Consider the following 14,576-nt stretch of genomic DNA (forward strand, 5'->3'; position numbering starts at 1 on the left):
GAGACAGAATGCAACTGCATTCTGTCTAATCAAGCTTGCTTCCACTAAGGATGCCCTCTTCCACCAGGTGATCCCTGAGAGGTTCAAATCGTTCTTCTGTCCAAAACGACTGGCTTTCAACCAATTTATGAGCATCGTCTCTTGCAACCTCAAGAGCTCGATAATCATGAACCATATCTGCCACCCTAAATTCAGGAAGCCCGCTTTGTTTACGGCCAAAAAAGTCTCCAGGTCCCCGAAGTTCCAGATCTTTTTCACTTAGAACAAATCCATCATTCGTTTCGGTCATTATTTTCATTCGCTCTTTGCCAACTTCATTTTTAGGATCAGCCAACAATATGCAATAGGACTGGTCGCTTCCCCGACCAACTCTGCCCCTTAACTGGTGAAGCTGAGATAACCCGAACCGTTCAGCATCATAAATAACCATTAACGAAGCATTCGGAACGTTTACGCCTACCTCAACCACAGTGGTCGAAACAAGAATATGAAACTCATTTTCGCTGAATGCTTTCATTACCTTTTCTTTTTCGTCAGGATGAAGCCTTCCGTGCATCAGGCCAACAGAGAATCTGCCCCAAAAAAATTGTTCAAGCTGCATATGTACATCAATCGCATTTTGAACATCGAGCTTGTCCGATTCTTCAATCAGCGGACAAATGACGTACACCTGCCGTCCTTTATTTAATTCTTTTTCCATAAACGTTAAAATCCGATCAAGCATGTTTTCCTTTGCCCAATAGGTCTCGATAGGTTTTCTGCCTGCTGGCATTTCATCAATTATCGATACATCCATTTCCCCAAACACGGTAATGGCAAGGGTTCTTGGAATTGGTGTTGCCGTCATGAACAACACATCAGGATTTTCTCCTTTTTCTCTCAGCACTCTGCGCTGATTTACTCCAAACCGGTGCTGCTCATCGGTTATCACAAGTCCAAGATTTCTGAAATTCACCTCATCCTGAATCAGCGCATGGGTCCCGATCATGATATCAATCTCTCCTTGAGCCAATTGATCCAGTAGAAGAGCCCTTTTCTTTCCTTTTACGGAGCTGGTTAATAACGCGACAGTTATTCCAATAGGTGAAAATAGCTGGTTTAAAGATTCAGCGTGCTGTTCTGCAAGGATCTCTGTCGGGACCATAAGCGCTCCCTGAAACCCTGCAGATATCGCTCCGAGCAATGCAATGGCAGCAACAACCGTTTTACCCGATCCTACGTCCCCTTGCAATAAACGGTTCATGCGATGCGGAGAACGCATATCCTGGAAAATCTCCTCTAAAACTCTCTTTTGAGCTGCAGTTAATGGAAAAGGGAGCCTTGCAGTAAAGGCAGTTATGTCATCTTCAGAATAAGAGATGGATATCCCCCTTGACTGTTCCCGTTCAATTTTCCTTAAGGCCTGCATCTTAAGTTGAAAAAGTAAAAATTCCTCATACACGAATCTTCGTCTGGATTGCTTCATTTCCTCCGGGTTGGCAGGAAAATGCATGCCAAATAGAGCATCACGGCGATTTAACAAACGGTATCGCTGAACAAATTCGATTGGGATCGGATCAATGATAAATGATTCAGAGCGGTTTAATGCCTGGTGAATCAGCTTCTTAAGCACCCTGTTTGTCATTGCGCCTTTCAGAGGGTATACGGGAGAAAATTCTTCCTCTCCCTGCTGAGGGCCCAGCTTAAACGTTTGAGCAGTTATCATTTGCCTATGACGATCCCATTTCCCCGTTACAGTTATTATATCCTGGACATTTATTTTTTTCTTCAGGTAGGGCTGATTAAAAAAAGTCACCTTCACACTATGTGGACCGCTCAACAATCGAATCGTTAATCTGGATTTTTTCTTTCCAAAAAACTGAATGGCAGGTTCACTGTGAACCCTGCCTTCAATGGTTACACGTTCTTCGTGAGCAGCCTCAGAAAGATCTTTTACACGAAAATCATCATATCTGTACGGAAGATAATTTATTAAATCGTTAATCGTTACAATTCCCATGTCAGTTAGCTGCTGGGCGGTTTCTTCACCAACTCCATTTAAGTTTGCAACTGATTCCCCAAGCGGTTCATTACCCTTTTTTATCAAGTGCGAATCCAAAAATCTTCGCCTCCAGCTCTCGTCCTGTAGGAGTAGCCGCAAGACCGCCCTGAGCTGTTTCCCTTAAGGCCACAGGCATTGTCTGACCGATTTTATACATTGCATCAATTACTTCGTCGCATGGAATTCTGCTTGTGACTCCAGCAAGTGCCATATCGGCTGCAACCATCGCATTTGCAGCTCCCATTGCATTTCTCTTCACACAAGGCACCTCAACAAGCCCTGCAACAGGGTCACATACAAGTCCAAGCATATTTTTTAATGTAATTGCCATGCCCTCAGCGCATTGTGCAGGGCTTCCGCCCGCCATTTCCACGATGGCTGCTGCTGCCATACCCGATGCGGACCCCACTTCAGCCTGGCATCCGCCGGCAGCTCCCGATATAGACGCATTATTGGCAACAACAAAGCCAAACGCACCTGATGTAAATAGAAAACGTATCTTCTCTTCACGGGAAGGGTTAAGTTTGTTTTGAACTGCAAAAAGTGTTCCCGGAACAACCCCTGCCGAACCTGCCGTCGGCGTAGCACATATAGTGCCCATCGCAGCATTTACTTCGTTGGTGGCAACAGCCTTGCTCACAGCATCCAACAATAGGTCGCCTGAAAGCGATTTGCCGGTTTTAATGTAATTTTGAATCAGTACAGCATCCCCGCCCGTCAGACCGGAATGTGATTTAACACCCTGCAGCCCCTTTTCTACTGCTTCTTCCATGACCACCAAGTTGCGTTCCATTTGAGTTAAGACATCCTCCCGGGAACGATTTGTCACTTTCATTTCCTGTTCAATCATAATATCTGATATTTTCTTGTTTTGAGATTCAGCCATCTCCACAAGTTCCGCTACATTCCGAAACATATAATTTCCTCCTCCGCTCTTTGCAAGCGTTATCATCTGCCTATATCTAAATAGTTAATTTGCGATTCTTGTTACCTGTGTTACTTCAGGGAGCTGCTTTAGTTCTTTTAGTACAACTTCCTCGACATTCTGGTCCACTTCAATGGTCATCAATGCCATTTGTCCAATATCTTTTCGGGATACATCCATATGTCCAATATTAATTTTATGACTTGCTAAAATATTTGAAACTGCAGCAATAGCTCCGAACCGATCATCGTGTACAACGAGTATTGCCGGATGGTGTCCTGTAAGCTTTAATTCAAAGCCATTCAATTCTATAATTTCTATTTTTCCTCCGCCAATAGAGATGCCAACCAGTTCCATTTCCCCATTGTCATCTCCAATTAGAATACGCGCAGTATTAGGATGATCTGTAACAGCTTCTTCTTCTCTTATTCGAATTTTGATTTTTTTCTTTTTTGCATGTTCAAAAGCATTTATAATACGTTCATCGTCTGTTTCAAAATCCATTAATCCGCCTATTAAAGCTACATCAGTACCATGCCCCTTGTACGTCTTAGCAAAAGATCCGTAAAAAGAAATATTGGCCCATTTCGGTTCCCTGCCAAATAGCTCTCTTGCCATTTTTCCAATTCTTGCTGCACCTGCCGTATGGGAAGAAGAGGGCCCAATCATTACAGGTCCAATAATTTCAAATACGCTTTTATATTTCAAACTGTTCTACCACCTTGTCTATGGTCTCTTAATTTTTATAAACAGAGAAAAAAGAAGGGTATATTCACCCTTCTCTTCTATTTTCTCTCTAATGAGAGAGGAATACAATCATCATCCCTATTCAATTGCAAATATATATGAATAAAGCGGTTGTTTACCGTTATGAATTTCCAATTCCACATCATCAAATTCATTTTCTATATAAGATTCAAGCTCTTGCACTTCTTCTTCAGACACGTCTTCGCCATAAAGAACCGTTAAGATTTCTGATTCTTCATCAATCATTTGACCGAGCAGTTTTTTAACTGAAGAGGTCCGGTCTTTATCGCTTGCAACAATCTTGCCTTCCGCTATACCCATATGGTCATCTTTTTGAATAGATATTCCATCAATTGTCGTATCCCGAACAGCAAAAGTGACTTGACCTGTCTTCACATGATTCAAGGCTTCTTTCATGCCTTCATAATTTTCAACAAGCGAAGCCGTTGGATTAAAAGCTAAAATAGCTGACATTCCCTGAGGGACCGTTTTTGACGGCACCACGACTGCATCTAAATCTACTACTTCAGCTGCCTGTTGTGCGGCCATAATAATATTTTTGTTATTTGGAAGGATAATAACTTTTTCAGCATTTGCTTCTTCAATCGCCTTAACAATGTCTTCAGTGCTGGGGTTCATTGTCTGGCCGCCTTCAATCACATTGGTTGCCCCGATGCTCTTAAACAGTTCAGCAATGCCTTCTCCCATCGAAACTGTAATAACAGCAAATTCCTGTTTTTCCTTAGGGGACTCACTTTTACCTTCAGCTCGATGCTTAGCCCCAACAATCTCTGTATGTTGTTCACGCATATTTTCAATTTTGATTTTGATCAGGCTGCCGTAGCGCTGTCCATAGGAAAGTGCTTCGCCAGGCTGCTCTGTATGAATATGAACCTTAGCCATTTCTTCATCAGAAATAACAAGCAGAGAATCTCCAAGCTCACTTAATTCATTTCGGAATACAGTTTCATCAAATGTTTTCCCGGAGTTATCATTTTCAAGACTTACCATAAATTCAGTACAGTAACCAAACTCAATATCCTCTGTATTCATATATCCCTGAACACCGATATGATGCTCTGCGCTGACCAGATCATCCATAGATGGCGTTACAGGAGAATTATCAATCTTTTCACCTTTGAGTTCAGCAAGGAAGCCTTCATACACGTGGACAAGACCCTGTCCGCCGCTATCAACTACTCCCACTTCTTTAAGCACCGGCAGCAGATCAGGTGTTCTTTTTAAAGAAGCCTTCGCTTCCTTTAAAACTTCCTCCATAAATATAACAAAGTCCGTTTCCTTCTCTGCAACTTCCAATGCTTTTTTTGCTGCATCTTTAGCCACCGTTAAAATCGTTCCTTCAACTGGTTTCATTACAGCTTTATAGGCAGATGCAACACCGGCATCAAGAGCCTGGGCGAATTCAAGCGTATTTAGGACGCTTTTCGTTTCAATTGTTTTTCCAAATCCTCGGAAAAGCTGTGATAAAATGACGCCTGAATTTCCCCGGGCACCCATCAGCAGCCCTTTTGAAAGAGCCGTCGAAACTTTGCCAAGGTGATCTGTTACATTTGCTTTAACTTCTTTTGATCCACTTGTCATGGATAAGTTCATATTTGTACCGGTATCTCCATCAGGCACAGGAAATACATTTAAAGCATCTACCGTATCCGCATTATTGGACAAATTGGTTGCCCCTTGTAACACCATTTCGGCAAATTGCCTTCCATTTAACTCTTTAATTGACACGAAACTTTCCTCCTCATTACGGGTGTGTTACCCGAACTCCCTGAACATATATATTGACGGACTCAACTGAAAGCCCGACAGTTTTGTCCAATGTATACTTCACTGTTGATTGAACATTGTGTGCCACCTCAGAAATCTTTGTTCCATAGCTGACCACAATATACATGTCGATGTAAACCTTATCGTTTTCCTGACGAACAATCACGCCTCGTGTGAAATTTTCACGACGAAGGATATCTGTTAAACCATCTCTGATCTGATGCTTGGACGCCATTCCTACGATCCCGTAACATTCAATCGCCGCCCCGCCAGCAACCATTGCGATCACTTCGTTTGAGATATCAATTTGTCCAAACTTTGTCGTTAATTCAATAGACATGCATTGCTCCCCCTTTGGATACTGTCTTGGCTAAAGTCATTTTACTATACAATCAGCGGTTTTAAAAGCTAAACCGGCAAACATCAGCATTGGCGCGGGCAAACATCCATTAAAGTTATCACATTTTTGCGCCTGCGACTCCCCTGATGTCCGCTTCGCCCTGTAGTTAATTTGGCTATCCGGCTCTTGGAGGCAGCGCCTGGGGTCATAAGCCACGCTGCCATTCAGGCATAAAGCGCCTGATTGGCACCGCGTCTTATGCCTGTCGCCGCTGAACGCCTCCAAAAGCACTTAATATGTAAAGGAAAAAAACTTGATAGGGCTCTTAATTTTTATTGCATAATGAAAGTAGGTGTGGTAAATTAATTAAGGTGTGATTGACTAAGTGAAAGATTGAAACAGATTGTTTTCAGCTTCATTTGTGAGGAGGGGAATTAAATGGCGAAACAGTGTGTTGTAACTGGTCGTAAGACTCGTTCAGGCAACGCTCGCTCCCACGCTATGAACGCTAACAAGCGTACATGGGGCGCTAACCTTCAAAAAGTTCGTATTCTTGTTGACGGTAAGCCTAAGCGCGTATGGGTTTCTGCACGAGCATTGAAATCCGGTAAAGTGGAACGCGTATAATAATGGATTTAACATAATAAGAAGGGGAGCTGATATGATCAGCTCCCCTTCTTATTTATGTTACGCGTTCTTTTTAAAAGCTCCCAGCATCGCTTTCACAATTCCACCAAGCACTCTAGGTAATTTTATAGAATAAAATCGCAAGTGGACCTCCCCCATTCCGACTAAGGATCAACTTTTGTCCTTACTTCTTACCATCATAAGTATGCCTGTACTAAAAGAAATAGACGCAATTGGTTCAATAATTTCATTGCTTATTGTCCGGGTGCTCCCAAATACTGCATTATAATTTGTTAATGTGTACTTAACGCCTGTTAGAGAAAGCCCTTCTACTTCATTAGTCATAGGGATAAACGATAAGTACTGAAAATCTTCACAATTCTCGACTTTCCACTTCCCTGCTTTCAACATGCGTATCCTATTTTGTTCATCCTCAATTTCTATTAAGCGGGTGTAATTAAGCGCTTTTTCTGATGATAGAAGCTGGAGATTTCCCATAAAGTGATCCAGCCTTCCACCCGTTGCTCCGAGAATTTTAATATCTGATTGCTGCTCGATAGCCCAATTTAATGCCAGTTCCAGATCTGTTTCATTTTTCTCAGCATTTGCCGTTTCAACAGACTGCACGACCGATCGGATGAATTCCAGTTCAACAGCTGATACAGAGTCAAAATCACCAAATGCCCGGTCAACCCTAATGCCTGCATCTAACAGTGTCTGAGTTCCGCGATCCACCCCCACCCATATCGCATTTTTATGGTCTAATGACTTAAGCCATTGCTTGTTTACATCTGCTCCACCTACTAAATAAATCAACAATACCACTCCTTCTACTTTATGTGCCGGGAAGCCATCTATTCATAAATTAGAAAATAATATAATTATGTAAACTAAAACCTCACTTGTTTATCACAAGTGAGGTTTTGATTAGGCTTTTGCGCTCGAACGAATTAATTTAATGGCTGCTGCCCGGTCCTGTTTACCATATACAGCAGATCCGGCTACAACGACGTCTGCTCCGGCCTGAACACAAGCACTCACGGTTTCTTCATTGATACCGCCATCAACTTCAATTTCAAAATGCAAATTATTATTTCTTTTAATAAGATTGAGTTCTTCTATTTTATCAACCATGGAAGGAATAAATGATTGTCCGCCAAAACCCGGATTAACCGTCATGATCAAAACCAAATCCACATCATTAAGTACATGCTTAATTGCATCAACCGGCGTATGCGGATTCACCACCACTCCGGCTTTTACTCCTGAGCTTTTAATTAATTGTATAGTACGATGCAGATGTTTTGTAGCTTCAACATGAACGGATATAATGTCAGAACCTGCATTTGCAAACTGTTGAATATAGCGTTCAGGCTGATCGATCATCAGATGAACATCAAGCACAAGCGAAGTAACCGGACGAATGGCATCAACAACAAGTGAACCCAATGTGATATTTGGAACAAAATGTCCATCCATTACGTCAATGTGAATATAATCTGCTCCCGCTCTTTCAACTTCACGTATCTCATCTCCAAGCCTTGAAAAATCAGCTGATAAGATAGATGGTGCGATTTTTACCATTTTAATACCTCGGCTTTCTTGATTTAATTTCTTCATAAAATTGCTGATAATGCTGATAACGGTAGTTGGGTATAAGCTTGTTTTCCACCGCTTTTTTTACTGCACATTTTGGTTCATTCATGTGGAGACATCCGCGGAACTTGCAGTCTTCTCCGATTTCAACCATTTCCGGAAAGCATTTCGGCAAACTTTCTAATTCCAGATCGGTAAATTCCAATGCACTGAAACCTGGTGTATCGGCTACAAAGCCCGTTCCAATAGACAATAATTCAACATGCCTGGTTGTGTGTTTCCCTCGGCCCAATGATGAAGAAATTTCATCTGTTTTCAAGTGTAAATCCGGGCGCAGGGCATTTAATATCGAAGATTTCCCCACTCCTGACTGCCCGGCAAATACTGTGATCTTATCTTCCAGATAGGGAAGAAGGGTATCCATTCCATCTTCCCATTTGGCAGAGGATAGTAAAACAGTGTAGCCAAATTGTTCATATTGCTCAGCATAATGCTTGATCTTTATCGTTTGTTCTTCTGTTAGCAAATCCATTTTGGAAATACAGATCAAAGGGTTTATTAAATGACTTTCTACCAGTACCAGAAACCGATCAAGAAGCGAAGTGCTGAAATCCGGTTCAACTGCTGAAAAAACAAGCACTGCCTGATCTACGTTTGCAATTGGCGGCCGGACCAGCTCATTTTTACGCTCCTTTATATCGAGAACGTAGCCTTCCTTGTCATTTTCTGCCTGATAATCAACATAGTCCCCAACTAAAGGTGTAATCTTTTGTTTGCGAAAAACGCCTCTTCCCCTGCATTGGACTACTCTTTCCTGATCTTTCACGTAGTAAAAGCCGCTTAAAGCTTTCATAATTTTACCTTCGGGCATTGGATCTCTCCTTATGGTATTTATTGGTTTTCGTTGTAAGCTATTTCATTTTCTAAAATAACCTCGCCATCCCTGAGCACTTTATAAGCGCCTGTTTCGCCTGGCTCAATTTTAAGCGGAATCGTGCGTTCAGTCGATTCTGTAATAGTAAATTCCTCGTAGGGTTCAGAAATATCATTGTCTTTGTCTTCAATGAAGATCTGAATATTTTGAGGAACTGGATCCCCCGGAACCTCAGGAGGACTTTCTCCTTCTTCAGGAGGAGCCTCTTCTTCTTTCTCCAGATATTCAATGACCACAGGGACAACCACATTACTTACCGGTAGTGGTCTTTCTCCAAGTGAAACCACAACGTTAACCTGGTCTCCAAGTGAAAGCTCGGTACCTTCTGCAGGATCCTGTGAGATAACTGCTCCTTCAGGCAGCTCTGAAGAATATTCTTCCCTGGTCGTATTTACGGTCAGCTCTGTTCTGGCTTCAAAATCTGCTATTTCCTGTGGAGACATCCCAATCAGATTTTCGACTGCTGCCATTTCTTCTCCCTGGCTTATCGTTAATTCGAGGGTCGTCTCACTTGGCACCAGCTCCGCGCCTGCTTCTGGACTCTGATCAATGATTGTCCCCCTAGGTGAATCATCAAAAACTTCTTCAATTCTTACATTATCAAATTTCAGATTTTGTATTAGGGATTGTACGTCTTCATACAGTTTGTCCGTGTAGTCATCCAATTCAATGGTTGCCTTGCCGCTGCTGACTACAACGTTCACAGGCTCTCCTTCATCTACATTCCGTGTAGCTTTAGGCGTTGTTTTGAGGATAACATCTTTAGGCACTTCCTCATTTGGTTCATACGTAATATCTCCTAATAGCAATCCGTTTTGCTCGAGTATATCTTCTCCATCTGAAAGAGATTCGCCCACAAGGTCCGGAACGGCTACCCTGGCAGGCCCAAACATACCAAGTGCAGCCATTGCGGTTGTACCTACGAGCATCAAAAGAAGAACAAGAGTTACAATCCACGGCCATTTCTTTTTCTTTTTCTTTTCTTTTTTTATTGTTTTTTCAGGAGGTGCCGCAGACGGTATCGCCTTTTTTGTTTTATCAGTGCGTATCTGTGTATCTGTTTTACTGGAAATATTCCGGTCAGGTTTGATAATAGGGATTGCTCTTGTGGCATCGTTATCAGGCTCCACCATGAATTTAGGTTCATTAAAGCGGTCCTCATCTAGAACTGATTTTAAATCCTCATGCATTTCATCAACCGTTGAATAGCGGTAAAATGCGTCCTTTGTGGTTGACTTTAAAATCACATTTTCCACACTCTGAGGCAGATTCGCACTCCACTTTGATGGCGGCGGAATTTCTGATTGCAGATGCTTTAACGCGATTGAGACAGCAGATTCACCTTCAAATGGAAGCCTGCCGGTAATCAACTCAAACATTACAATGCCTAGTGAATAAATATCAGATTTTTTTGTAGCCACCCCACCCCGTGCCTGCTCCGGTGAAAGATAGTGGACGGTTCCCATGACCGAGTTTGTCTGAGTGATGGATGTAGCGCTTAATGCCATAGCAATGCCAAAGTCTGTTATCTTTATATCACCTTTTGTATCAACCAGTATGTTTTGCGGTTTTATATCACGGTGGATGATTCCATTATGATGAGCATGTGATATGGCTGAAGTGAGCTGGGACATAATTTTTATTGCATTATCAAGTGAAACGGGAGAGTTCTGTTGAATGTATTCTTTTAATGTCATTCCTTCAACATATTCCATCACAAGATAATAGTTTTCATCTTCATCGCCAACGTCGTACATGCTGACAATATTGGGATGCGTTAAGCTTGTAGCAGACTGGGCTTCCCGTTGAAAACGTTTCATTAAATCATTTTCATTGACATAATCCAGCCGCAGTATTTTCACTGCAACATCGCGGTCCAATATCATGTCATGAGCAAGAAATACATTAGCCATACCGCCGCCGCCAATAGCGCGAAGAATTTTATAACGACCGTTTAACCGTTTTCCGATCATCATTTGATTTCCTCACTTTCTCCGACCGGCAAATACTCCACCATCGCGATTGTGATATTATCTTCTCCGCCATTTTCATTTGCTATGTTCACCAATTGCCTGGCGCGTTCTTCCATTGGGCTCTTGTCTAAAAGTATTTCCATCAGCCTCTGTTCGGTAATCTTGTTAGACATGCCGTCTGAGCATAGAAAAACAATATTTCCATGATCTACAGTGATCGTGGTAATCGATGGTTTTACTGGACCTTTCGCCCCCAGTGACTTTAGAAGCCAGTTCTTTTTCGGATGATGCTCTGCATCACTTTCCGAGATTTCTCCTGATTGAACCAGCGCATTAACAAATGAATGATCTTCCGTAACCTGTCGGATACGCTTTTCAGCAACTATGTAGCCTCTGCTGTCACCAACATTTCCAAGCGTAACAAATTCCTGGGTACAAATCGCCACAACAATTGTGGTTCCCATTCCTTCACAGTCTGGATACTGTGCTGCATGAACATTTAAGTCATGATTAATTTCTTCAATACTTGCAATTAACCATTTTTCAGCATCTGTAGGCTTAGAAATGATAGGTGCAGCCATCCAAAGATTTTCAATTTTTTCGACAGCCATTGAGCTCGCCACATCCCCTGCACGATGTCCGCCCATACCATCAGCTACAACTGCTAAAATATGCCCTTGAGGATGCAGGAAAACTCCTCCTGCATCTTCATTTAAACGACGAACTTTACCTTGATCGCTAACAAACGCAAACTGCACTTACGTCACCTCGTCCTTTTTACACTCATAGTCACATGGCGGCTGTTTTTCGGTAAATTTCATTTTTGGATCATTATTCTTTTTTAAAGCAGGCAATGAAAAAGCCGTCTCCTCCAAAATCCTGAGGAAAAACCTGAAGCTGTTTATCTTTGACGAGCGGCTGGATTGCTTCTGGCAGCGAATCAATCGAAATCTGCTTTAATGCCGTGTTTTTTTCCAGCAGCCTGCTGACCGTCAGATTATTTTCTTCATAGTCAACTGTACAGGTGCTATACACTAATGTTCCGCCTGGTTTCAGCAAATCAACAGCTGAATCAAGCAGAGCCAGCTGAATAGATGTAAGAGAAGCTAAATCCTGCTCTTTTTTGGCATATTTAATATCCGGCTTTCTTCTTAATACCCCTAATCCGCTGCACGGAGCATCAACCAGCACGCGGTCAAATGATTGAAGCTCAAACTTTTCATGTGCTTTGCGTCCGTCTAAAGCATGTCCTTCTATAGACGTTATTTTTAACCTGTCGGCATTTTCCTGAATTAATTTAATTTTATGAGGATGAAGATCGAGTGCCACGATCGTTCCTTTATTAGTCATTTTTTGGGCAATATGTGTTGTTTTCCCTCCAGGTGCCGCGCACATATCCAGCACGCTTTCTCCAGGCTGAGGATTAAGTGCGTAGGCTACGAGCATTGAGCTTTCATCCTGAATTGATAAATAACCTTTTTTGTACGAGTCTGTATGAGCAATGTTCCCCCGCTTAATATGAATACCTTCTGGAATCAGAGTGCTTAATTCGGCTTCAATGCCCGCATCTTTTAGTTCCTCCATTACCTCTTCCCTGGTGGTTAGAAGAGTATTGACCCTCGCTGTTTGAACTGGCGCCAGCAAATTGGATTCACACATCGCTCTGGTTTTTTCAATGCCAAATTGTTCGCTCCATCGCTTGACCAGCCAGAGAGGGTGGCTTGTTTCAACTGACAGCCGTTCCACTGGATCCGCAATTTCATCAAGCGACGGAACGCCCTGTCTTTGAATGGATCTGAGTATTCCATTAACGAGTCCGGCTATCCCTTTATGACCCCTTTTTTTTGCTATTTCAACGGCTTCATGAATAGCTGCGCGTTCAGGAACCCTGTCCAGATATTTCATTTGGTACAGGCTCAGACGAAGCAGATTTCTTACCCAGCCTTCTACTTTCTTTTTAATAAAAGGCTTTAAATAAAAATCGAGAGTAAGCTTACGCTGAATTGTTCCATAAGTTAATTCAGTGAGCAGTCCTACATCGGGACCTTTTATATTAAATTTTTTTATTGCGTGGTTCACTAATAAGTTACTGTAGGACTGATTTTTGTCAATTTGATCCAAGATATGCAATGTTGCTTCTCTGGCAGATGTATTACTCATTGAGCGACCCTACCTTTTCCCCAACCGCAAGATCTGCGCCAGCTCCGCGCAGGAAATCAGAAGCGGACATTTTCTTTTTACCGAAGGGCTGAAGCTCTGTAATTAAGATTGCAGTAGAATCTCCCGTTGACACAACCGGACCTTCTAGAGTTATTTCTATTATAACACCCGGCTGCTGATTGTGTATTTTATCCATTTTTTTAGCTTTTAGAATTTTCATGGTTTTTCCTCTGAAAATGGTGTATGCAATTGGCCATGGGTGCATGCCGCGAATATGGTTGTAAATAGCTGCCCCTGTTCTTGACCAGTCAATACGTTCTTCTTCACGCTTAATGTTCCAGGCAAATGTTGCATTTGAATGGTTTTGAGGGGTCCGCTCTGCTGTACCTGCGACAATTTCCGGCAGTGTCTCAGAGAGCAGTTTGGCCCCGGCTGCACTCAGTTTGTCATGCAGTGAAGCGACATCGTCACATTCCGTTATTTCGACTTTTACCTGGCTGATAACATCACCGGCATCCAGTTTTTCTGCCATATACATAATCGAGATTCCAGTTTCCTTTTTCCCCTGCATAATCGCATGATGAATAGGTGCTCCCCCCCGTAGTTGAGGAAGCAGCGACGCATGGACATTAATGCATCCCTTTGATGGGGTATCAAGGAGATCTTTCGGCAGCAGCTGGCCAAATGCAGCAGTAACAATAACCTCCGGCTGTAATGATTTAATTTTTTCCAGCTCGTCTGATCCCTTAAGCTTTTCTGGCTGAAGAACAGGGATTTCATGCTTAAGTGCTTCTGCTTTAACTGGAGGCGGTGTCAGAATTCTTTTTCTTCCGACTGGACGATCGGGCTGAGTGACTACCGCTATTACCTCGTAACCGTCTGCCAATAACTGCTGCAGGACTGGAACCGAAAAAGCCGGCGTCCCCATAAAAATTACTTTTGTCATTCTTCACCATACCCTTCAAGCTCTTCTTCTGTAACATATCTTGTTATTTTTGATGTAAACAGGACACCGGATAAATGGTCTACTTCGTGTTGGATGGCACGCGACAAATATCCTTCTGCTTCAAGTTCAAACCATTCGCCATGGCGGTCCTGCGCTTTTACTGTTACAACGTTGACACGCTCCACCTCACCATATATACCGGGAAAGCTTAGACAGCCCTCAACATCTGTATCTTTTCCATCTTTAAATGTTACTGTAGGATTGATCATTTCAATTGTGCCTTCATCGTCATCTAAATCAACGATCGCAATTTTTTTACATACTCCCACCTGGGGAGCAGCAATACCGACGCCGTCGCTCTCTACCATCGTATCGTACATATTATCTAAAAGAGCATGCAGGCTGCCGGAAAAATCCGTAACTGTTTCACACTCTTTTACTAATCGGCTGTCGGGGTGTTTTACTATAGTTAAAATGGACAAATCATTTCCTCCTTGAT

General features: G+C 42.5%; 15 protein-coding genes. 1 reads left to right on the forward strand and 14 read right to left on the reverse strand.

Features of this window, described 5'->3' with window-relative positions; genetic code table 11:
- Nucleotides 1–25: 25 nt before the first annotated feature.
- The 5 genes from recG to E2R51_RS04975 all read right to left on the reverse strand — a co-directional run bounded on the left by recG (nt 26) and on the right by E2R51_RS04975 (nt 5,841).
- Entirely contained in the window at nt 26–2,098 is a 2,073-nt protein-coding gene (recG, locus tag E2R51_RS04955) for an ATP-dependent DNA helicase RecG (protein ID WP_240732955.1), read from the reverse strand.
- Complete coding sequence (sdaAA, locus tag E2R51_RS04960; RefSeq protein ID WP_133375911.1) at nt 2,070–2,957, reverse strand: L-serine ammonia-lyase, iron-sulfur-dependent, subunit alpha; 888 nt, start codon at nt 2,955–2,957, stop codon at nt 2,070–2,072. The genes recG and sdaAA overlap by 29 nt, the downstream gene beginning before the upstream one ends.
- Before the next feature lie 54 nt (nt 2,958–3,011).
- A complete protein-coding gene (gene sdaAB, locus E2R51_RS04965) occupies nt 3,012–3,674 on the reverse strand; it encodes an L-serine ammonia-lyase, iron-sulfur-dependent subunit beta (protein WP_133375912.1) in 663 nt (220 codons plus the stop codon).
- Nucleotides 3,675–3,791: 117 nt separating this feature from the next.
- Nucleotides 3,792–5,462, reverse strand: coding sequence for a DAK2 domain-containing protein (locus E2R51_RS04970; RefSeq protein ID WP_133375913.1), 1,671 nt, complete (start codon nt 5,460–5,462; stop codon nt 3,792–3,794).
- 16 nt (nt 5,463–5,478) lie between these two features.
- Nucleotides 5,479–5,841 carry an Asp23/Gls24 family envelope stress response protein gene (locus E2R51_RS04975; protein ID WP_133375914.1) on the reverse strand — a complete coding sequence of 121 codons (363 nt, stop codon included), beginning with the start codon at nt 5,839–5,841 and terminating at the stop codon, nt 5,479–5,481.
- 438 nt (nt 5,842–6,279) lie between these two features.
- Between E2R51_RS04975 and rpmB the strand changes: the two genes are divergently transcribed.
- The gene (rpmB, locus tag E2R51_RS04980; protein WP_039808810.1) at nt 6,280–6,468 is read left to right on the forward strand and encodes a 50S ribosomal protein L28; all 189 of its coding nucleotides are present in this window, start codon (nt 6,280–6,282) and stop codon (nt 6,466–6,468) included.
- A gap of 60 nt (nt 6,469–6,528) precedes the next feature.
- On the opposite strand, the gene spoVM is transcribed toward rpmB, so the two are convergent.
- The 9 genes from spoVM to def all read right to left on the reverse strand — a co-directional run bounded on the left by spoVM (nt 6,529) and on the right by def (nt 14,559).
- Nucleotides 6,529–6,627: a stage V sporulation protein SpoVM gene (gene spoVM / locus E2R51_RS04985; RefSeq protein ID WP_240732956.1), complete on the reverse strand. Its 99-nt coding sequence runs from the start codon at nt 6,625–6,627 to the stop codon at nt 6,529–6,531.
- A 12-nt stretch (nt 6,628–6,639) separates the two neighbouring features.
- Nucleotides 6,640–7,284, reverse strand: coding sequence for a thiamine diphosphokinase (locus E2R51_RS04990; RefSeq protein WP_165967143.1), 645 nt, complete (start codon nt 7,282–7,284; stop codon nt 6,640–6,642).
- A gap of 111 nt (nt 7,285–7,395) precedes the next feature.
- Complete coding sequence (gene rpe, locus E2R51_RS04995) at nt 7,396–8,052, reverse strand: ribulose-phosphate 3-epimerase (protein ID WP_133375916.1); 657 nt, start codon at nt 8,050–8,052, stop codon at nt 7,396–7,398.
- 1 nt (nt 8,053) lies between these two features.
- Nucleotides 8,054–8,935 carry a ribosome small subunit-dependent GTPase A gene (gene rsgA, locus E2R51_RS05000; protein WP_133375917.1) on the reverse strand — a complete coding sequence of 294 codons (882 nt, stop codon included), beginning with the start codon at nt 8,933–8,935 and terminating at the stop codon, nt 8,054–8,056.
- A gap of 20 nt (nt 8,936–8,955) precedes the next feature.
- Nucleotides 8,956–10,974, reverse strand: a complete 2,019-nt coding sequence (gene pknB / locus E2R51_RS05005; protein WP_133375918.1) for a Stk1 family PASTA domain-containing Ser/Thr kinase — start codon at nt 10,972–10,974, stop codon at nt 8,956–8,958.
- On the reverse strand, nt 10,971–11,729 hold the full coding sequence (locus E2R51_RS05010; RefSeq protein WP_133375919.1) for a Stp1/IreP family PP2C-type Ser/Thr phosphatase: 759 nt from the start codon (nt 11,727–11,729) through the stop codon (nt 10,971–10,973). Before E2R51_RS05010 ends, pknB begins: the two co-directional genes overlap by 4 nt.
- A 73-nt stretch (nt 11,730–11,802) precedes the next feature.
- On the reverse strand, nt 11,803–13,131 hold the full coding sequence (rsmB, locus tag E2R51_RS05015; protein WP_133375920.1) for a 16S rRNA (cytosine(967)-C(5))-methyltransferase RsmB: 1,329 nt from the start codon (nt 13,129–13,131) through the stop codon (nt 11,803–11,805).
- A complete protein-coding gene (gene fmt, locus E2R51_RS05020; protein WP_133375921.1) occupies nt 13,124–14,077 on the reverse strand; it encodes a methionyl-tRNA formyltransferase in 954 nt (317 codons plus the stop codon). The genes rsmB and fmt overlap by 8 nt, the downstream gene beginning before the upstream one ends.
- The gene (gene def, locus E2R51_RS05025) at nt 14,074–14,559 is read right to left on the reverse strand and encodes a peptide deformylase (RefSeq protein ID WP_133375922.1); all 486 of its coding nucleotides are present in this window, start codon (nt 14,557–14,559) and stop codon (nt 14,074–14,076) included. The genes fmt and def overlap by 4 nt, the downstream gene beginning before the upstream one ends.
- Nucleotides 14,560–14,576: the final 17 nt, after the last annotated feature.

This window comes from Jeotgalibacillus sp. S-D1 (assembly GCF_004358665.1).
Taxonomy (GTDB): domain Bacteria; phylum Bacillota; class Bacilli; order Bacillales; family Jeotgalibacillaceae; genus Jeotgalibacillus.